The sequence below is a fragment of the Dactylosporangium roseum genome (assembly GCF_025264685.1).
Taxonomy (GTDB): domain Bacteria; phylum Actinomycetota; class Actinomycetes; order Mycobacteriales; family Micromonosporaceae; genus Dactylosporangium; species Dactylosporangium roseum.
Genome location: NZ_CP073721.1, coordinates 354,508 through 373,783, shown reverse-complemented (window position 1 = coordinate 373,783; position 19,276 = coordinate 354,508). Strand labels below are relative to the sequence as shown.

Annotated in this window: 20 protein-coding genes; 11 read left to right on the top strand and 9 right to left on the bottom strand. The window is 68.5% G+C overall.

All coding sequences use genetic code 11. The features are described 5' to 3' along the window. Nucleotides 1-2 precede the first annotated feature (2 nt). Entirely contained in the window at nt 3-1,706 is a 1,704-nt protein-coding gene (locus tag Drose_RS01690; RefSeq protein WP_260726380.1) for an IS1634 family transposase, read from the bottom strand. A gap of 169 nt (nt 1,707-1,875) precedes the next feature. Between Drose_RS01690 and Drose_RS01685 the strand changes: the two genes are divergently transcribed. The 5 genes from Drose_RS01685 (at nt 1,876) to Drose_RS01665 (ending at nt 7,465) form a co-directional block, all read left to right on the top strand. After that, the gene (locus Drose_RS01685) at nt 1,876-3,666 is read left to right on the top strand and encodes a DEAD/DEAH box helicase (RefSeq protein WP_260726409.1); all 1,791 of its coding nucleotides are present in this window, start codon (nt 1,876-1,878) and stop codon (nt 3,664-3,666) included. Further along, nucleotides 3,663-4,820, top strand: coding sequence for a hypothetical protein (locus tag Drose_RS01680; RefSeq protein ID WP_260726408.1), 1,158 nt, complete (start codon nt 3,663-3,665; stop codon nt 4,818-4,820). Before Drose_RS01685 ends, Drose_RS01680 begins: the two co-directional genes overlap by 4 nt. 174 nt (nt 4,821-4,994) lie before the next feature. After that, nucleotides 4,995-5,576, top strand: a complete 582-nt coding sequence (locus Drose_RS01675; protein ID WP_260726407.1) for a helix-turn-helix domain-containing protein — start codon at nt 4,995-4,997, stop codon at nt 5,574-5,576. Further along, nucleotides 5,573-6,127, top strand: a complete 555-nt coding sequence (locus Drose_RS01670) for an IS630 family transposase (protein ID WP_260726406.1) — start codon at nt 5,573-5,575, stop codon at nt 6,125-6,127. Before Drose_RS01675 ends, Drose_RS01670 begins: the two co-directional genes overlap by 4 nt. 504 nt (nt 6,128-6,631) lie before the next feature. Continuing rightward, on the top strand, nt 6,632-7,465 hold the full coding sequence (locus Drose_RS01665) for an HIRAN domain-containing protein (protein ID WP_260726405.1): 834 nt from the start codon (nt 6,632-6,634) through the stop codon (nt 7,463-7,465). 203 nt (nt 7,466-7,668) lie between these two features. Here Drose_RS01665 and Drose_RS01660 read toward each other — a convergent pair whose 3' ends face one another. The 6 genes from Drose_RS01660 to Drose_RS01635 all read right to left on the bottom strand — a co-directional run bounded on the left by Drose_RS01660 (nt 7,669) and on the right by Drose_RS01635 (nt 11,796). Then, the gene (locus tag Drose_RS01660) at nt 7,669-8,217 is read right to left on the bottom strand and encodes a DUF4352 domain-containing protein (RefSeq protein WP_260726404.1); all 549 of its coding nucleotides are present in this window, start codon (nt 8,215-8,217) and stop codon (nt 7,669-7,671) included. Nucleotides 8,218-8,524: 307 nt separating this feature from the next. Then, on the bottom strand, nt 8,525-8,821 hold the full coding sequence (locus Drose_RS01655; protein WP_260726403.1) for a hypothetical protein: 297 nt from the start codon (nt 8,819-8,821) through the stop codon (nt 8,525-8,527). 453 nt (nt 8,822-9,274) lie between these two features. Beyond that, nucleotides 9,275-9,859 carry a hypothetical protein gene (locus Drose_RS01650; protein ID WP_260726402.1) on the bottom strand — a complete coding sequence of 195 codons (585 nt, stop codon included), beginning with the start codon at nt 9,857-9,859 and terminating at the stop codon, nt 9,275-9,277. Beyond that, nucleotides 9,838-10,149 carry a hypothetical protein gene (locus Drose_RS01645; protein ID WP_260726401.1) on the bottom strand — a complete coding sequence of 104 codons (312 nt, stop codon included), beginning with the start codon at nt 10,147-10,149 and terminating at the stop codon, nt 9,838-9,840. The genes Drose_RS01650 and Drose_RS01645 overlap by 22 nt, the downstream gene beginning before the upstream one ends. 477 nt (nt 10,150-10,626) lie before the next feature. Beyond that, nucleotides 10,627-11,283, bottom strand: a complete 657-nt coding sequence (locus Drose_RS01640; protein ID WP_260726400.1) for a nucleotidyl transferase AbiEii/AbiGii toxin family protein — start codon at nt 11,281-11,283, stop codon at nt 10,627-10,629. 3 nt (nt 11,284-11,286) lie between these two features. Beyond that, on the bottom strand, nt 11,287-11,796 hold the full coding sequence (locus Drose_RS01635; RefSeq protein WP_260726399.1) for a hypothetical protein: 510 nt from the start codon (nt 11,794-11,796) through the stop codon (nt 11,287-11,289). Between the two features lie 357 nt (nt 11,797-12,153). On the opposite strand from Drose_RS01635, the gene Drose_RS01630 reads away from it, so the two are divergent. The 4 genes from Drose_RS01630 to Drose_RS01615 all read left to right on the top strand — a co-directional run bounded on the left by Drose_RS01630 (nt 12,154) and on the right by Drose_RS01615 (nt 16,024). Next, on the top strand, nt 12,154-12,462 hold the full coding sequence (locus tag Drose_RS01630) for a helix-turn-helix domain-containing protein (protein WP_260726398.1): 309 nt from the start codon (nt 12,154-12,156) through the stop codon (nt 12,460-12,462). A gap of 971 nt (nt 12,463-13,433) precedes the next feature. Next, nucleotides 13,434-14,303 (top strand): replication-relaxation family protein, encoded by an 870-nt coding sequence (locus tag Drose_RS01625; RefSeq protein WP_260726397.1) that lies wholly within the window; start codon nt 13,434-13,436, stop codon nt 14,301-14,303. A 343-nt stretch (nt 14,304-14,646) separates the two neighbouring features. After that, nucleotides 14,647-15,357, top strand: coding sequence for a DUF2637 domain-containing protein (locus Drose_RS01620; RefSeq protein ID WP_260726396.1), 711 nt, complete (start codon nt 14,647-14,649; stop codon nt 15,355-15,357). Nucleotides 15,358-15,490: 133 nt separating this feature from the next. Continuing rightward, nucleotides 15,491-16,024 (top strand): hypothetical protein, encoded by a 534-nt coding sequence (locus Drose_RS01615; protein WP_260726395.1) that lies wholly within the window; start codon nt 15,491-15,493, stop codon nt 16,022-16,024. 64 nt (nt 16,025-16,088) lie between these two features. On the opposite strand, the gene Drose_RS01610 is transcribed toward Drose_RS01615, so the two are convergent. Beyond that, nucleotides 16,089-16,697, bottom strand: coding sequence for an AfsR/SARP family transcriptional regulator (locus Drose_RS01610; RefSeq protein ID WP_260726394.1), 609 nt, complete (start codon nt 16,695-16,697; stop codon nt 16,089-16,091). Nucleotides 16,698-16,846: 149 nt separating this feature from the next. Further along, nucleotides 16,847-17,062, bottom strand: a complete 216-nt coding sequence (locus Drose_RS01605) for a hypothetical protein (protein ID WP_260726393.1) — start codon at nt 17,060-17,062, stop codon at nt 16,847-16,849. Nucleotides 17,063-17,492: 430 nt separating this feature from the next. Between Drose_RS01605 and Drose_RS01600 the strand changes: the two genes are divergently transcribed. Both Drose_RS01600 and Drose_RS01595 read left to right on the top strand, forming a co-directional pair. Further along, nucleotides 17,493-17,795: a helix-turn-helix transcriptional regulator gene (locus tag Drose_RS01600; RefSeq protein WP_260726392.1), complete on the top strand. Its 303-nt coding sequence runs from the start codon at nt 17,493-17,495 to the stop codon at nt 17,793-17,795. Then, complete coding sequence (locus Drose_RS01595) at nt 17,792-19,240, top strand: tyrosine-type recombinase/integrase (RefSeq protein ID WP_260726391.1); 1,449 nt, start codon at nt 17,792-17,794, stop codon at nt 19,238-19,240. Before Drose_RS01600 ends, Drose_RS01595 begins: the two co-directional genes overlap by 4 nt. Nucleotides 19,241-19,276 lie beyond the last annotated feature (36 nt).

Below are 19,276 nucleotides of genomic sequence, written 5' to 3'. Positions count from 1 at the left end.
GGTCAGCCGCGTGTGGCTAGGTCCAGGATTTTCTTGGGCGCCTCGATGTCGAGCGCGGTGAGGAGGTCACGTTGGGTCTTGGTCAGCGTGGTGGTCTGTCGGAAGGTGCCGGCGGGTCCGGTGTAGGTGATCGCCTGGAGGCGTTGCAGCTCGTCGCGGACGGTGGGCCAGGTCCGGCCGGTGGTGGTCTCGATGATGCGGATGTGCAGCAGGGCCAGCCAGCACAGGATCACGTGGGCGCGGATACGGTCTTCTTTGCGGTGGTAGACCGGCCGCAGGTCGATGACCTGCTTCATAGTGCGCCAGCCACGTTCGACCTCGAGCAACTGCTTGTAGCCCAGCGCGATGTCCTCAGTGGACAGTGTGGGGTCGGAGGTGCGCAGCAGGTACTTGCCGTCGAGGTTCGCCTCGGTCTTGATGGCAGCGGCGTCGACGCGCAGCAGTCCGCCGGGGGTGCGGCGCAGGTAGCGCTTCAGATGCGGCTTGGTGGAGATCACCCCAGCGAGCTCGTCGCGTCGGCTGCGGGGCAGGGTGTCGGTGCCGTCGATCAGCTCGGTCAACGCGGCGACATGCCGGGCCCGGGTAGCGGCGTCGCGTTCGGCCTCGGCCGGGTTGTAGCAGACGACGAACCGGTCATCGGCCAGGTCGGGGGCGAGGCGCACCTCCTTGACCTGCAGGTTGTCCCGGACGGTCTGGTAGCGGCCCTGCCGGGACAGGGCGGCGTCGGCGGCCGGGGTGCCGCCACGCAGTTTCTCGCCAAGGATGTAGTGCCCACCGCCCTGCTGCAGGAAGCGGCGGTTGGCCGCGGAGGCGAACCCGCGGTCGGCGACCCACACCACCCGGGCCAGGCTCCACGCGCGCATGTCCGCCTTGACCTGGCGGATCAGGGCGGAGTCTGCGGTGTTGCCCGGCCAGCACCAGCAGCGCACCGGGATCCCGTCGCGGGTCACGGCCATGCCCACGATCACCTGGGGCAGGTCGTCGCGGTGGTCCTTGGACTTGCCGAAGCTGCGGAACCCGGCCTCGCTGACCGGCTCGGCGTCGTCACCGACGCGGTGGCCGTGCTCGTCGCGGCCAACCGGGTCGTCGGCCTCGTCGGTCTCGAAGTAGGTGGAGGTGGTATCGAAGAACAGCAGGTCCACCTCGAGGTTGAGCAGGTGCGCGGTGGCGTGGAAGACCTCCTCGGCCAGGGCTGGCTCGACCTCAAGCAGCCAGTCCATCGCCCGGTAGCAGGCCTCGTCGACGACCGTGTCGAGCCCGTCGATGTGCACGTCGTGGGCGATCCACGAGGTGGCGGCCAGCTTGCTGGACGGGGCCAGGGCGCGGTTGGCGACCAGCGCGAACAGGATCCGTTCGGCCCGCTCGCCCAGTCGGCGGCCGCTCAGTCGAGCGCGCAGCGCCGCGTCGATGCCCAGCCGTCGCCACAGCGCGTCGAGCACATGCACGCCGCCGAGGGGACGGGCCTCGGTGAACTCCAGCCCGCCCGGCGCGGTCGCCGACGCGGCCGCCGCCGGGTCCAGCAGCCGCGACAGCGCTGCGACCAGGCGCTGGATGCCGGCGCGGTCGAGGTCGTCTTCCCTGCCGAAGGAGTACAGCACCTTCGTGCGCGACCGCTGCACCGCGGGATCCCACTCGTTGTGCGCCAACTGCAGGTAGCGCACGCTGCGACCGTCGCTGGTCTTCCGTGTCGAGGTCCGCACATACACGGCCGAGGACCTTACACGTGGCTATGAGATCGGCCAAAGCGCCAGCTAGACGGCATGAGGTCGCTGATGGCGTGTCACTAGGCGATTCAGCCATTCCGGCACTCAGCCAAGCCGGTGACCTGCAGCTTCACCGCCGCCCGTGCCTAGAACTGCCGCTCAACTGTGGAACGTGGGGTTCTCCAGCGCAGTTGCCCACAAGACCCTGTCGGCGACGGCCGCGGCCCTGCAGGATCAGGTACTGTCCCGGACGCAGTCCACGGCGCAGCGCCTCGCTCCCTGGTCGGCCGCGCCGTCCCCGGCCGAGGGCTGGCTCGGCCAGATGCGCAGAGCCCTCGACGAGCTCAACCAGGCCCGTGCGGCGGCGGCATTGGCCGCCGACGCGCACCGTCGGGCCCTGGCCGTGGTCGAGTCCCGGCTTCGGCCGCCGATCGAGGCGGCTGAGCGAGCGCGGGAGGCGGCCAAGCGCGACGCGGAAGCGGCCGCGGAACGGATCCGGAACCTGGGCTTCCGCCTGCGCGACCTTGAACAGCGCGGCGGACCGCTTCGGTTCATTCACCGTTGGCGGGCCAACCGCTGCCGGGAACGGCTGGCCGAGGCAACCCCGCTCGGCGCTCAAACGCACGCCGCGTTCGTGCGCGCAGAACAAGACCTGCAAACGTGGAACGCCGAGTTGCGACGGGCCCTTGACACCGATCCGGCAATCCGTAGAACCGAAGCGCAGGTGGCCGCCGCCGAAGCCGCAATCGGCCGGACGCAAAAGGCCACCCGGTGGGCCGCGCAAGAATACGCACGGCTGCTCGCCGGCATCCTCGCGGTACGGCCCATCCCCGATGACGCCAACGCGATGGGCGAGTTCGTCGATTGGTGCGGGCAGTGGCATCCCGTACTCCAGCAACGCGCCCGCCTGCTCGACGACTGGCAGCAACAGCTTGCCAAGCACAGCGACCAGTTGCACGACGAACTGATCCAGTACGCCGACGTCATCGGCACGACCTGCATCGGCGCCGGAATCCGGAAGAACCGGCTCAGCGATCTCGACTTCGACCTGGCCATCGTGGACGAGGCCGGGCAGATTCCATTGACCACGACACTCGTGCCGCTGGTCCGCGCCCGCCGGGCGATCCTGGTCGGCGACCACAAACAGCTCCCTCCGTTCGTCGACGACGACGTACGCCAGTGGCTGGCACGCCGCGGGCCAACGGAGTCCAGCGTTGAGCCTGGACTCCTGACCGACCTGCTCGCCCGCAGCGCGTTCGAACGGCTCATCGCGCAGGCGCCGTCGACCAGCCAGGTGGTCCTGCGCCGGCAGCGCCGCATGCCGGCCGTCGTCGCCGACTTCGCATCGGCCCAGTTCTACGGCGGCAAGCTGGCAACCGCGACCGAGCCTGGGCCGCCGTCGCCGGTGTTCCGCAGCCCGCTCGCTCTCATCGATACCTCCGACATTCCGCCAAGGGAACGGGCCGAGCGCACGCGGGCCAGAACCGAGACGTGGCAGGCCGCCGGGTGCGACAACCTCGCGGAGGCCCAACTGGTACTGGACCTGGTGCAGTGGTACGCCCGGCACGACCGGCAGTGGGCGGTCATCGCGCCGTACCGCGCGCAGGTACAACTGCTCGATCAGCGGCTGCGGGGGATGCTCGGCGACACCGCCGTCCGCGACCGTGTGGGCACCGTCGACGCATTCCAGGGCAAGGAGTACGACATCGTCGTCTACAGCTTCACCCGCAGCAACGCCGGCGGCCGGGTCGGCTTCCTGCGCGAGTTACGGCGCCTGAACGTCGCCATAACTCGCGCTCGGGAGCAGCTTGTGCTCGTCGGTGACTTCAGCACGTTGGTCCGCGCCGACGATCCCGGCTTCCGACACCTGGCCGGTGAGCTGTACCACTACTCGCAGCGCCACGGCGACATCGTTGCTTCCCGCGACCTGCGCGATCGATTGGCCTGCGAGCGGCCGGCATGACGGCGCAGACCCGCAAAGCGGCTGCCCATTGGCCGGCAACCCGTATCGTCGAGCGGGTCGCCACCGACCCCGCTGCCCGGCCGATTCGGCTGCTCGCACTGCTTCTGCCGGTATGGGCGGTCGAGATCGAGGCCACAGTCACCGAAGCCCAGCCGTACGAGGTGTTCGATCGCTACCTCTCGCGAGCCATCAGCGAGGCGGAGCTACGCAACGTATCGACTCTGGCGGATTTCTTCGGTATGGAGCCCGCCCTGGTCGAGCGGGGCGTGCGGTACCTCGCCACGATCGGTCACGTGCAGCGGTCCGGGGACGCCCTATCCCTGACCTCATTGGGCGCCCGCTCGGTCACAGAAGGCCTCCGGTATGTGCTCAAGGAAGACCGGCAATGGTTGTACTTCGACGGCTTCACCGGCAAACCGCTGCCGCGCAGCCACTACTCCGGGACGGTATGGCTCGACGCGGACGAGTTGAAGCTAGCCGACGGCACCATCTTCCATCTGATCAACGGACCGGCCCCGTTCCGGAGCCAGGCCGTTGACGAGCTTGCCCGCCGGGCGGACCGGGAGGACTTCAACCTGCCGGCCGGCCTCACCGCCGCGAAACCGCGTGAGGTGCACAAGCAGTGGCTGCCGGCGTACGTGATGGAGTGCGAGTCAACGGTCCTCGTGTTCGTCAAGGCCATCGATGGTCCCGACGAGTATCTGGCCCGCGTGCTCGCGCCTTACCTGCGTGACATCCTGGCCGGCGAGCTACCTGTCGACCCCCGCGAGGTGTGGCGGACGTGGCTCGACGGGGTCGGATTCGCCGACGTGACTCCGCAGGTCACAGCGAATGGTATGTGGCGGGCGGTGTTGCCGGCATCGGTGTTTCCCTCCAGATTCGCCTGGTCCAAGCTGGGCTCGTTTGAGGTCCGACGGCAGACGTTCCTTCAGCTCTGGTGCGACGACCCAGCGATGCGACGGCGCGCCGTTCTCGAACGGGCCGGCGCCATGGTGCGAGCCGGATCTCTGCCCGGCATCGGGGAGCTCGCCGGTAGGCTGGCCGACCTCGCCGCACAGCTAGAAGTCACCACGCCCGATCCGCTTGAGCTCCGGAAGTACGCGAAAAGCCGGAACGACGACATCCTCTTGGTGGCACTCAGTAGGATCGAGTAGCTCGAGTGCATGTAGCCTATCTAGAAGAATTCTAGGTAGGTTACAGATGCCCGACGGAGAGTAGTGACGGTGTCGAGCCTCACGCCGCATGCCGCATCGCACCTAGTGCATAGTTCCTCTTTGGGGGTGTAGATCGGCCCTGCTGGTGGGATGCTGGTGGGGAGGCGATCTGTCATGCCGAAGTTGCTGTACGCGCGTCCTCCCGCGGATGCGGAGGAGGAGCGGAAGATCCGGAAGTTGGCGGGGTCGCGGCACGCCCCAGCGGACTGGATCATGCGGGCGAAGATGATCGCGGCCAGTTGGGACGGAGCCCGTACCAGTGCGATCGCCGCCCAGCTCGGCTGCCACATGCAGACGGTGCGGGAACGGCTGGCCCGGTTCAACGCCGAAGGTGTCGACGGGCTGGGTGACCTGCCCGGAGCGGGACGCAAACGCCGGATCACCGAACAGCAGCGTGGTCGCATCATCGCGTTGGCTCGTTCGGATCCTGCGGGCCGGCCGGTCCGTGATGACGCCGGGCAGTTGGCCGCTGCGGATGAGCACGGCCCGCCGCGGTGGACGCTGAACAGCCTCACCGAGGCCGCCCAGGCCGAAGGCATCGATGTGCACCGCAGCCAGGTGCGGCGGATCCTGCTGGCGGAGAAGGTCCGCTGGCGGCACACCCGCTCCTGGGCGCACAGCGAGGATCCTGACTTCGTCTCAAAAGGGCGGCGGTCGTCGGGCTCTACACCCACCCGCCGGCGCGGACCACGGTGATCTGCGCCGACGAACTGGGGCCGGTGATCCCGCGGACGTTCCCGCCGGCGCCGGGCTGGTCACCCGACGGCCACCGCATCAAAGCACCCTTGGAATACTCCCGCGGTCCGGACAAGCTGTGGGTCTACGGCGGGCTACGCATCCGCGACGGCACCGAGGTGACCTGCTGCGCCCCCTCCCGTAACAGCGACGGCTGGATCCAGCTCCTCGCAAAGATCGCCGGGGCCAACCCGCGCGGGCAGATCCGGGTGATCACCGACAACCTGTCCAGCCACTGCAGCGGCAAGGTACAGCGGTGGCTGGCCCGCCACCCCCGGATTCAGCAGGTCTTCATCCCGAAACGGGCCTGCTGGTTGAATATGGCGGAGGGCTGGTGGCGGCTGCTGCGCCGGGCCGCGTTCGCCGGACAGTCCTTTGTCGACACCGACGAGATCGCCCACGCCGTGGACGTGGCCACCGCCCAGCTCAACACCCGCGCCAAGCCCTGGATCTGGGGACGCCCGGCACCACCGACCCGCACACTACGCCGCAAGTTCGTGTACTGCCTTTGAGGAACTATGCAGTAACAAGGTGCCGTAGTCGTCAAGGTTACGAGCGGGGCCGCCGCGACGCTGTCTGCGCCGGCGGTCCCCTACGAACGGCCCGCCGCCGAGTTCGCTGGGTCGGGGTCGCGGTCGAAGAAGAGGCCGAACCCGAACCGGTTCGGCGCCGGATAGCGGCCCGAGTCCGTGTACCGGCCACCTCGAGCCACCCGCCCGGACTGTCCCGCAGGATCTGAACCGTGCTTACGCCGGCGATCGCGGTCCGCGCGATGACGTGCGCCTTGGCACAGATGGAGAACAGCGGCCCGACCGGCTCGTCATCGAGCCTCGCGCCCGACACCACTCCATACCGCATGACATCGACGGTAGCCTGCGGCAATGACTCGACCATTCGACCTGTGGGGCCAGCGTGGAACATCGTTTGCGCAGGAAGTGGTAGGCGAGTCGAACTACACACAGGAGATCCGCGCCGCCCTGGGGCAGAACTTCGACCCGTACGGCGCCGAAATATGGATGCCCGCGCAACTGATCCCGGAACCAGCCAACCGCTACGACCCGAACGCCGTCAGGGTCGTCTGCGCCGGACACACCGTCGGCTACCTGCCGAGAGAGCAGGCCAAACGCTACTCGCCAGTGCTGGCCGTACTCATTGGCCAAGGCTGGACACCTCAGGTGGGCGCCCGCGTCTGGGGACGCGAAGACGAAGACTGGGAAGGGCGGGACCGCCGCTTCGTCGGATCAGTCAGCCTCGATCTCGCCGAACCCCACATGATCGTCCCGGCGAACATGCCGCCGTCCGAGTTGCACGCCCTGATTCCGGCCGGCCGCACTGTGCAGGTGAAGCACATGGCCCACAGCGCGCAACTCGTCAGCACCCGTGGCGAGTCGTCGATATACGTAACGCTCCACGAACTGGAGGAGCAGCGGGCGCGATCGACACGGACCCTGGTCGAGGTTCGAGTCAACGGGGTCGCAGCCGGAACGCTGAGCCCGGCGACCTCAAACGACCTGCTGCCGGTGCTCGCCCACCTCGGCGGCATGGGGATGGTGGCAGCGGCACGGGCGGTCTTGAGGGGAAACCGCATCAAGGCCGACATCTCGCTGGACGTGTGCAAGGCGAGTTCGTTGACGGACGCTTGGCTGAACTCGCCGCCCGCGGCTGAGGGTGTGCGACCGACGGTGCAGGCGGAACAGAGCATCGAGGTCGCCCCGACGCAGCAGTGGCGGTTCGTTGTCCCGCCAGGTTGGCCTGCCCCACCTGCGGGCTGGGTGCCGCCTGCGGGCTGGCAGCCCGACCCGTCGTGGCCGCCACCGCCCGCCGGGTGGCAGTTCTGGGTGATGGACTGACGAGCCCGGGCTGTCCGTGGGCTGGTCCGGCGCGCGCCCATCCGTACCCCGTTCCCGCTGCGCCCGTCGACCCTCGGCCAGCACCCTCCGCCGTCAGCGGCTGGGGGCACAAAGAACGGGCCGACACCAACCGGTGCCGGCCCGCGCTCCGCGGTTGACCTGCCAGCCGCCACCCGTCAGTAGACGGCCGGCGGACCCGCGAGTCAGAGAGTCCAGTAGCCCGCGTCGCCCTCGGCGAGCCAGCTCTTGATCGCGACCTTTCCGCCCTGTTCAGCGCCCTTCTTAGCGTCGAAAACGATCTGCCCGGACGTCTTCTGGCCCGGCGTGAGGTCGCTTCCCATGAGGTCCTTGCCGTTGAGGGACATCGTCGTGTTGTAGGCGGTTCCGTCGGCGGCGACGAGTTTGAAATCTCCGCTGCTGATGGAGGCCTTACCTTCCTTGACCACGGCCGTGACGTCGGCGGTGATGAACTGGCCCTGGCCCGGCGTGATGAACTGGTTGCCGGACTTGGCGTTGAGCTTGACGTTCGCGAGCGTGATCTCGACGACGGTCTTGGAGCCGAAGAGGCTTTCGGTGAGCGTCATCGTTTCGCCGGCCTTGACGGTGACCGGGGCGCTCTTGGCTTCCTGCTTGGTGGTGTTGCCGCTGTTGCCGGAGCTGCCGGCATTGGACGAACTGCCGGTGCTGCCGCAGGCGAGAACGAGGCCGGCCAGTGGGATGGCGAGCATGGCGAGGATGGTGTTTTTGCGCATGGTGAATTGCTCCTGACGGGTGAGCGATCCGGGGTGGTTGGACGCATCTGGTTGCGTGTAGCGGCACGCTACCGCGCGGCACGGCGGGTGCTAGACGGAACGGTTCGCCGGAACGGCTGCTCCTTGCGGGCCGTACGGCACCATGGTGCCGTCCACTGTGGACTTTCCGCTCCGCCGTGGTGCCGAGTCGTCGATCCCAGCCGCCCAACCCAAATGATGGCGCACTTCGTGACGCTGCTGCACCGGCCCGAACTCGGCGGCTGGCGAGTCCACGCCGTCGGCAACCCGGTACCGCCCGGGCGGGCGGCTACTTAGGTGTCCCGCAGGAGCCGCTCGCCTTCCCCTCGGCGATCCGCTGGTCGAGCGGCTTTGACCAGTCCACAGTCTGCTCGGGACTTGGTTCCCATGCCCAAGCGCCGCGTTCGTAGACCATGGTCGTAGAGACGGTGAATCCAAGCACCTTGATGACCACGACGGCCTTCTCCGGCGTCTCCAGCCGGGCATCCGTCACCTGTGCGGCCATCCCGGTCACGCCTGGGCAATCCTTGGCGTAGCGAATGTAGTCCTCGCGGGAAATGAGGGCCTTGCCGTGCGCCGACAGCATGTCCCACGCGCCGCCGGCGTCCCCAGGCCGCGGCCCGGTCAACGACGCGTTGCGCTGCGGCCTTGGCCGCGTCGACGGTCTTCGGCTCAGGGCTAGGTTTCGCGGCCAGCAAGCCCAGGACGGAGGTACCGGACCTCTGCAGCAGGACCACGGTCGCCAGACCGGCAGCGGCGAAGCCGACCACAACCAGGACCACGACGAGGATCGTGTTTGCCCGGCGTCGCCGGCTGGGCCGGCGCGGCGTCGGAAACGCGCTCGCCCGGTACACGCCAGCTGAGTCCATCGGCGGCCCCGGCTGCGGGTTGCGCTGGTCGGGGTAGGACACGGCAACTCCCGGAGGGTCGGTAAACGGTCCGCATCGGGATGCGGCCCGCGGCGGGCCCTGCGTGCCATGGACCGTACCGGGGGATCAGCCGGACAGGCTAAGCCATCCGGCGTGACCGGCAGCGCGGATCATCCCGCGTAGTTGAGCTTCTTGGCGCCCGCCCGGTTCGCCTTGGCGACCGTGTCGGGACTTGCGGCGATCGTCTCCACGACCGTCTGTTTGAGCTCCCGTCCATCGAGATAGATGTGTGCCTCGACGATGATCGGGGCGTTGCCGCCGTTCTGCCCGATGGCTGTCGTCACTGCGTCGACGACGTATTCCTTGAGCGTCTCGATCGGGGCGACCGCCTCGGCCTGGCCCGCCTCGGCGATCCGGCCGACCAAGCCGCCCGGCCGGGGCTGCACGACGCCGCCCCTCGCGAACGGCTCGATGTGCGGCACCCTGATCGTCCTTGCGTCGGTGCGCACCCCCATAAACTCAACCGACGGGGTGGCGAACTGCAGGCCGTTCCACTTGCCGATGATCCAGTTCAGGGCGCTCTTGAACGCGGTGCGAATGCCGCCGAACAGGTCGCCGAAGTCGAAGCGGTTCCGTAGCCCGTTGAACCACCCGACCGCTTCGTCGATCTTGCCGCCGATCCATCTGAACGCAGTGCTGAGCGCGTCCTTCACGACGCCGATAGCATCGTTGATCACGGTCTGGACATTGAGCATGGTCGTGAAGATCGCCGCGGAGACGCTCCACGCGATGTTGAACAGGACGAGTTCCGGACGCTGCTACCGAGGTTCAGGAATAGTCCGTTGACGGTGCTGGCGTAGCTGGTCAGCGTGTTCTTGAGTGGCTCTTTCCAGGCGTCGGAGAGTCGCTGCAACTCGTCCGGGACACCCTGGAACAGGGCCTGCTGGACGCTGAGCCGGATCTCCTCGAAGACCGGCTTCAACTGCTTCAGCTTGTCGACGGTCGCCTGCGCGGCCGGAGCGAGCTTCGTCAGCTCCTGGGTCACCGCCCCGCTGCTCGCCGCGGCGGACTTCTGCGCCTCTGCGACCCGTTCGATAGCCTCCCGCTGCCGTTCCAGCGCCGCCTGTACCTGATCGGAGCCCTCAACGCCGTCCCGGTCGGCCTGCGCCTTCTCGGCGGCGAGGTCGCCGGTCTTGTCGCGGGCCTCGTCGAGCGTCAGCAGCGACCGGGTGGTCTCCGCCTGGTCTCCAATTCTGGCGATTGAGCCGTGCGACCGTTCAGCGCGGAATCAAAGCACGAGGTCAATGGCTTGATCGGGAGAGCCGACGGCGGGACTTGAACCCGCAACCTTCCGATTACAAGGCGAGTTATGTCCAGTTTTACGAGTATTGCGTGTGCTATTTAGTACGGCCTTGTCCGAATTCCGGTCCAGCCGGACGGCCCGAGTCCAAGACGGCGGGGCGGTGTCCAGAAACGGCGGAGCACGCGTCGAGCCCGCTCAGATCCACAGTGGACACCCGCTCTAAGACTGGTCGTTGTCGATCAGCTTGACGCGCCACTCTGCGAACCGAGCCCGCAAACCGTCCAGCGCTCGGCCAGTCACCCCGTATTCGGCGAAGTCGGTGGTCGAAAGTTGCTCGATCGCCCCGAGCGCGTCGGCGAACACGCGCGGCTCGAACCCGTTGTCGGCTCGGTGGGCCAGCCACAGCAGGTCCTCGTGGCTGTATCGACCGGACTCAGCTGCGGCATCGACGTCGATGAAGTCCCGAGCAAGCGCGCGGCCGAAGAGAGCGCACATCTTGTTTGCGACGGCATCATCGGGGTGCAGGACCGGGCCGATGGACATGCGGACCGGGTCGTTCGCTCGCCAGTCAACACCCATCTCGACTTTGGCGTTGCTGCCGTCTACCGGGTCAGTGACACGAAGCCGCGCGAACGAACCAGCGTGCTGAAGCTCGACCGCCACATGAAGGCCGTCGCCACCATAGGCATTCACGACTGCACCGACGGCGACGTCAAACTCGTCAGTTCGGTTCCACGCCGTAAAGAGATCGACGTCTTCGCTTGGCCGGTCGAGAAGGCCAGCCGCCTGCACGGCATAGCCGCCCGCCAGAGCGAAACCGTACCTATCCGCGGCCGCGAGTCCGACGCGAGCCAGCCGTTCGTGGAAGGGATGCACCGGCTATCGTTGCCCGGCACCGGCGTGACCGAGCTGAGGAAACCGAGCTTCCCAAAGCCGGCGGACCTTCGGCGGCAGGTACATGCCGGCCCATTCGGCTTCGAGCCTCTCGTGGTTCAGCCACCTGGCGAGGTCGTTGACGCTTTGCGCCTCCTGCAGGACGACCTTGTACATGGTGACCAACCGCTTGGGGTCATCAAGGTCATAGGTTGCATGGCCGGACCAGTCGAGATGACTCGGGAGCGTCACCGTCCCGCGCACCGGCCCGACCAGCTGGGAGAGACTGTCCGCGACGACGACCGGCTTCCGTTCACTGTACGGCGTGTAGTCGGCGGGCGGGGCAGACGCCGGTGTGGCCTGGCCTCTTCCTCGCGCGCCGCGCTTCCACCGCCGGTGCGGCGGCAGCACCTTCTGAGCGATAGATTCGCGAGTCAGACCGCTATGGCGCGCGAGGTCCGCCTGGGACACATGCGGAGCGGCCTTCACGACCTCGGCGTCGAGTTCGTCGTTCACGCGCCGGAGCTCGGCACGAAGCTCAGCACGTCGCCGGCCGAGCGAGTCAACACGACTGAGGTCGTATCCGGATGTCACGGTCCAACGATAGCTAACCACTAGGCCTAGCGCTAGGCGGCCTCTACGGTCTGATCACCGGGGTCCCTGCGCATCCTTCAGCACGGCGACTGCTCACCAGCGTCACCGCGTCGCGACGCCGCTGTACACCTCCACGGCCTGGCCCCGCACAGCCGACGTCGCTCCAACCTCGAGGTGCCAGCGGCACGGCTCGCAACACCCATCGCGTCCCTGGTCACGACTTGACCTTCGCGGAAAGGCGAGCGTTCATCGACGTCTAGCCGTCCTGCAGGAGCGTCGATGGAGCAGATCATCACCGGTACCGCCGTCGCCAATGACTTCGGCGTGCTTGTCGCGAACCGTCGACGACGGCTCGGCATGAGTCAGCGCGATCTCGCCGACCGGGTATGCGCGGTGTCCGGGCGGCCAACGGTCACCAGGCACGAGCTGTCGCGGTACGAGCGCGGCGCGCGGTTGCCCAGTCGACCCATGATCGCGGTGCTGGCCGACGTGCTGAACGTGCCGATCGCCTCGCTCACCGATGCGATCGAGGCGACGCTGGCGCGGCGCCGGCGCGAGGACGCCGTGGAACCACGCCGTCCCGGGTGATCGGCCTGCACGCCGACGCGTGACAAACCCTCCGCAGGTGTACCGCGCCCGGGATCACCACTGGCGGTCAGTCGCACACGCTGCCGCACCGCTTCCGCAGGCGCAACCGGCGCTATCGACCTTCCCTGAGACCGCTGCCATGAATGTCCGTTACAGCGTGTTTTAGCATCGGCCGAACGGATGATTTCCCGCGGAGGGGCGTTCGCAGAATCTGACAAGAGCCGATAGGGGTGCGTAGGCGGTCCGCAAGGAGACCCGCCACCTCTACCTTATGGTGGCGGTGCCGTGAGTAGCCCGCCCGTGCTTCCCGCTGGGCTCCGATCAGCAGAGCTGCCCGTCACCTCCTCAGCCGGTACCGTCGGTCGGTCCGTGTGTCCTGCACCACATTCGCAACACAGGTGTCCGCGAAATCTGACAGAAGCCGGTTTGAGGTGCGGAGATACGTGACGACGTGACCCGGCTGCCTCGGTCAGCGTTCCCGCCAGCAGGCTGGCCATCCGCGAATGCCACGCCAGATCACCCTGTCGCCGGGCGCCGGTCAGCCGCTCCTCGTCTCGTCCGTAGCGGTACTCCCGGCGCGGCTGGAGCGGCACAGCAGTCGCAGCGCCTCAGTCGTCTTCGGCCGGGCCCGCTCAATGGCGGCCTGGCATCGGCGTCGTTGCTCCGCCTCCTTGCGCCGTTCCTCGCCGAGGTAGCCCTCGCGGTGGCGGCGCGCCGTCGCACCTCAGATCTACGGGATCCGTTCACGACAAACCAGGAGATTTTCGTGCAGCCGACCTGCTTGCCCTCCGTTGCGGGGCCGGCCTTGCCGTCCCTGTTGACCTCCGCCTTGAACCGGACCTCCGAACGGACCGGTCCGGCAGCTCACAGCCCAGCGCAAGGCCTCTGTCAGCGTTCGCCGCTCCGCTGCGACAGACCCCCCGGTCTGGGTCTCTCCCCCGGGGAACGTGCTTCGTGACCGGGGACCGCCGATGATCGACCCGGTCCTGCGGGTCCAGTCCCAGTTGACCGACCGCGATCACGTCCTGCTCGGCTGGCTGGCCGACCATGGGGTGCTGACGTCCTTCCAGATCGCCTATGCGCTGTTCCCGTCGCTGGACTATGCGCAGGAACGGCTCCGGAAGTTGGTCCAGGTCGGTCTGCTGGACCGGTTCCGCCCGCAGCGGGCCGACGGCGGCTCGTATCCCTACCACTACGTGCTCTCCCAACTCGGTGTCGAGGTCGTGTCGGCCCAGCGGGGCGAGGAACTGCCGCGCCGCGACCGGGCCAAGCGCCGGCGCTGGCATCTGACGAACCGCGCGAACCTGCCGCACCTGTTGGGCGTCAACGAGTTCTTCACCCAGCTGGCCGGCTACGCGCGCACCCGCGCCGGCTGTGAACTGCTCCGCTGGTGGTCCGCGGCGCGGTGCCAACGGATGGGCGAGTTCGCGGAGGAGCACGACGACGTGCACGTCCGCGCATACACACCGCGCTCACGGCCCGACGGGCACGGCATGTGGGCCGAGAACGGTCGCACAGCCGCGTTCTTCCTTGAGTTCGACCTGGGTACGGAACGGCCGATCAGCCGGCTGGTGGACAAGCTCGACGGCTACGCCGATCTGGCGCGGGTCACCCGGCGGGTATGGCCGGTGCTGTTCCGGCTGCCGAACCCTGCCCGCGAGCGGCACCTGCAGCAGGAGCTGAGCCGCTGCGGTGTGCGCTACCCGGTCGCCACCGCCGTGCACGAACCCGGCGCAGGCAACCCGGCCGAGCCGGTGTGGTGGGTGCACCAGCGGCCCGGCGCACCTGTGCGCCTCGTCGACGTGGCCGGGCAACCCTCCCCGGCCGATCGCGGACTGTAGCGCTCCACCGCGGTCGACTACCAGGCCCGCGATCTGTCACCGGTCTGTCAACGACGCCGGAACCGCGCTACTGCGACCGCGCTGGTGCAAACTCCTCCGCCGTGACAGAGGCCAGAGGTACCGTCCGTCGCCGTCGCACTGCCCAACTGCCCGTCCGCACTTCTCTCTACCGGAAGGTTCTGATGTCCACGTCCGCAGCGGCCATGAGCCGGCGCCCGCGTTCCGCATTCCATCCACGAGTCCGACCCGCACCGCGGACGGGGGTGGTCCCGTAACAGCCGCAACCCCGCGGGACCAACAGTCCCGGACCGGCCGGGTCGAGGGAACGGTCCAGGTCCTCATCATGTTCGTCGTCGCCGGAGCCGCCGGTCCGGCGAGCTTCACCCACGTCCACAACGTCGCCAGCGACCACGGCCAGTCTGGGTGGCTCGCCTGGGCCGACGCCGTCGTCCTCGAACTGATGTCGGTCGCATCCGGCCTGGAACTCCGCCGCCGTAAACGGTCCGGCAACGCCACAACGTTCCCCGCGGTCGTCCTGGGCTGCGCCGTCGCGCTCTCCCTGGCGGCGCAGGTCGTGCAGGCCGAAGCGTCCCTGATCGGCTGGGTCGCCGCCGCGATCCCGGCGTTGGGCTTCCTGGTCATGGTGAAGATCGCGCTCGGGCACACCGCCGCCAAGCCGCCCACGGACCCCGACCGGCGGCAGCCGGTCCACGAGTCGTACGAGCGGACCGACGCCATCGAGGGTCCCCGGTCCCCTCGTGCCTCGTCCCAGGTCGACGAACCGGGACCGCCGGTCAGCCGGGAACGGGCCGGTCCGCCCGTCCGGCGGACCGACTCCCAGGACCGGTCCGCGAAACGGTCCCACAACGGGGACCACGACGCGGTCCGCGCGTTGCTGCCTGCGGCCCGCTCCGCCCGGGACCGGCTTACAGCGAACGGCGACCCGTTGACCCGGGGCGCGCTGGCTCGTCAGCTGCGCGCCGATGGCCACCGCGTTTCCAACAACCGGGCGTCCACGCTGCTGAAGACTCTCAACGCCGAGGAGTCACTATGACGGCGCCTCCGTCTTCCGGGTCCCACCTGCTTCGCCCGCTGCGGTGCACCACGCCCAGCGGGCGGTACCAGCTGCGCCGTCCACCGCTTCATGAGGCCGGCGCTGAATTCACACAGGAAGGAGGTGATACATCATGACCACGCCTACAAGGCTTGCCATCTCGGCCCAGCCGCCCGTCGACTACGAGGCGGCCGCGTTCGCGGTCCAGTGGCTGCGCGGTGCCCGGCATCTCGCAGTACGGTCGGCGCCGGTTATCGCGTTGGTGCGGGAGCTGTTGACCATCCTCCGCGACGAGTCGGTTCCGGCGCCGCAGGCCCTGCTCGCCGCGCGGCGCGCGGTCCGGCTGCTCGGCGCGCTCACCGGCAACGCCCGCAGCGATGACCGCGACGCGATCGAGCACATCCGCGTGCACGACCGGGTCCTCGACGAGGAGGACGTGACCAGCTCCGTGGAGTCGGTCCGTTTCGCGAACCACTGGCTGCGCGGAGATCCGGCCGAGACGATCCGGACCGAACCGGTCGTCGCTCTCGTCGAGGGTCTGCTGGGCAGCATGCTCCACGTCAAGGTCCGGCCGGAGGAGGTCTACGAACGCCTGCGGCGCACCGTTCGGGTGCTGAGCGTCCTGGTCCGCGAAGACCGATCCGCCGCCGTCAGCGCCACCGCGTGACCCGCCGGTAGGTCGGCGTGTGCGGAAACAGGTGAGCCCGTCCAAACAGCGGCACCGGGCGGGCTCACCTGCGCACCCGTGCAAGAGCGTCCAACAGCTCACTGTCGTCCGGGTGGTGTCGCAGCGCCTCGTTGAGAACTCGTCCAGCGTCGTCGGACCGTCCAGCCAGTTCCTTGGCGAGGGCGACTACCGCGTCAACGTACGCCCGGCGGGCCGACTCGCGGAACCGCTCGATCCACAGGTACCGGGTGCCAGCGGCCAACGGTCCGCCATACGCGGCGATAGCCCGGTACACCGCCCCGGCGTCCATCTCCGCCGCGGCGAGGGCGTCGCGGAACGTCCAAAGGTCGACGTCGAAGGCGTCGCGGTCCAGGACGTACTGGTGACGCTTCAAGCGTAGGTACGGCCGCTCGCCACCGACCAGCGCAAAGGTGCGGCGCAGGTTGTAGGTGTACGTGTGCAGCCGTTGCGCCGCGAGCCGCCGTGACGGCTCCGGCATCAGGTCATCGAAGATGTCCTCCTGCCAGGCCGAGCCTCCCCGGACAACGAGATACGTCAGGAACTCCAGCGACTGCGGGCGGACGTGATGGTCCTCGGGAACGCCCTCGATCGTCGGCCGGCCAAGCACCCGCAGCCGGACGGGCGGTGCGACGTGCCTCTGATCGCCCGTCACTAGATCCGCCCCGTGGGGCCGGTTCTTGTCGACTCCTCGGTGAACGGCTCAGCCGATGGACGGAGATCTGCGGCGGCCCAGACACCGCCGATTGTGCCCCCGCTTCCCATGGACAAGACGGTAGCGCCGGCATGCTATGCCGCGCCGGTTCACCGGTTAGCCGGCGTGTGCACCAAGCTGTCCGGTCCTGGCAGTGCGATCGCCTCCCAGCGCTGCTCAGGGAGCCCGGCCGCGAACGAGGCGGCGTCCTTCCCGGCGTCGATCTCGAACCCGATGACCGCGCAGGCGATGCCGACCTCCGTGTGAACGGCATCCGCGATGGTGCCCAGCCACGCGTCGAGCGGGTGCCGCCAGCGCAACGACACCGGGCCACCGTCATCACCGAACGGAAAGGCACCGATCCGCCGATCGGTACGAGCAAGGGCGCCGAGCGGCAGATTAACGTCAGCCACCGCTGCCCGCCGTCAAACTCGACCGACGTACACGCACAAACCACCCGACGGCCGGACGGCAACGCAGTCGTCCCCGCAATCAGTCCGTGCTCCTCGAGTGAAGACACCCGCAGCGGTAACGAAACCAGCCGGTCCGTGCCGAACGTCCGCGGATCGGCGTAGCAGCCCTCAATGCGCCCGGCAGCCCACAGCCGCGTCAGTGCCGACTGCAGCCGCTGCGGACCCACGTTGCCGAGCTCGATGTCCAGCCCGTAGAAGCCACCGGACCAGTTCTCGCGATCAACCAGCCGCGCGGGGTCATGCATGACGCAATCGTCCCAGCCCATGCCTGAGAGGAACCACCGTGTCCACCACCGAAGCACGCATCTGGACCGTCGACGACATCCGCGCACTCGGCGCCGTCACCGACCTGCCTACCGCCGCCGCCGTACTCGGCATCGGCCGCTCCACCGCCTACGCCCTCGCCGCCGCCGGCGACTTCCCCGTCCCGGTCCTGCGAGTCGGCCGCCGCTACCGCGTCGCCGTCGTCCACCTGCTCGCCATCGTCGACCCCACCGGTACCGGCGACTTGACCACCCCACGAAGCGGAGCGTCGATCGACACGACCCGCGACCCGCACCGAACGCCTGTCAGGAGGCATGGTTGAACGGCACCACCTACAAGCGGTGCAGCTGCACCAACCCCGCCACCGGCCGCCCCTACGGCCGCGCGTGCCCGAAACTGCGCCGACCGGGCGGCTCGTGGCACCCGACGCACGGCATCTGGCAGTACCAATGCGAACTCCCACCAACCGCGGACGGCAAACGCCGCCCACTACGCCGCGGCGGCTTCGCCACCAAAGCCGACGCCGACACCGAACTCGACCGCATCCGCACCCTGCTCGCCCTCGCCGACGAACCTTCAGATGCGACCCGCGTCGGCGACCTCATCGCCGGCGCCATCAGCCGCCGCGAGCCACTCCCCGACCAGGCCACCGTCCGCCGGCTGCTGCACAGCGACGGCGAACACGACGACGTCACCGTCGGCGAATGGCTCGACGCCTGGCTCGCCGGGCGCCGCTCACTGCGCGAGACGACCCGCCGCAACTACGCCGACAACATCCGCAAGTACCTCAAGCCGCACCTCGGCCACATCAAACTGGTCCGGCTCACCGGCAAGCACGTCGCCGCCATGTTCGACGCGATCAACGCCCACAATGAGGCGTTCCAGGCGTACCTCGCCGACCCCGACCTGAACCTGGGCCAGCGCTTTGACGGTGACCGCCGCACGATGAAGCCGGCCGGACCGGCCGCACAGCGACGGATCCAGGCTGCCCTGCGGGCCGCGCTTAACGCCGCCATGCGCCGCCAGATGATCACCTACAACGCCGCCACTCACGTCGAACTGCCGCCGGTACGGTCGGTGAAGCCACTCATCTGGACCGACCAGCGAGTCGCGGAATGGCGGCGCACCGGCCACATCCCGTCGCCGGTCATGGTGTGGACCGCCGAGCAGACCGGCGCGTTCCTCGACCACATCATCGACGACCCGCTGTACGCCATGTACCACCTCATCGCCCTGCGCGGACTGCGCCGCGGCGAGGCGTGCGGCCTGCACCGCGCCGATCTCGACCTCGACGCGCTCACGCTGACCGTGCGGCACCAGGTCGTCGTCGAGGCGTGGAAACTCAACCTCACCGCCCCGAAGACCGACGGCAGCGAAGCCACCATCGCCCTGGACACCACCACCGCCCGGCTGCTCCGCGAACACCTCGAACACCAGCACGACCTCCGCGAGCGAGCAGGCGTGGCCTGGGTCGAGACCGGCCTCGTCTTCACCCGCGAGGACGGCAGCATGATCCACCCCGACTACGTCACCCGCCACTTCAAGGAAGCCATCGCCGAAACCGGCCTACCACCGATACGGCTGCATGACCTGCGCCATGGCGCCGCCACGCTTGCTCTCGCCGGAGGTGCGGACATCAAGACTGTCCAGGCGATGCTGCGCCACTCCACTATCGTGCTGACCGCGAACACGTACACGTCGGTCCTGCCGCAGGTGGCTCGCGAAGCGGCAGAGGCTGCGGCCGCGCTGGTTCCTCGCGCCCGATGATCGTCTTCATTCGTCGACCCGAGCACCTGGTACGAG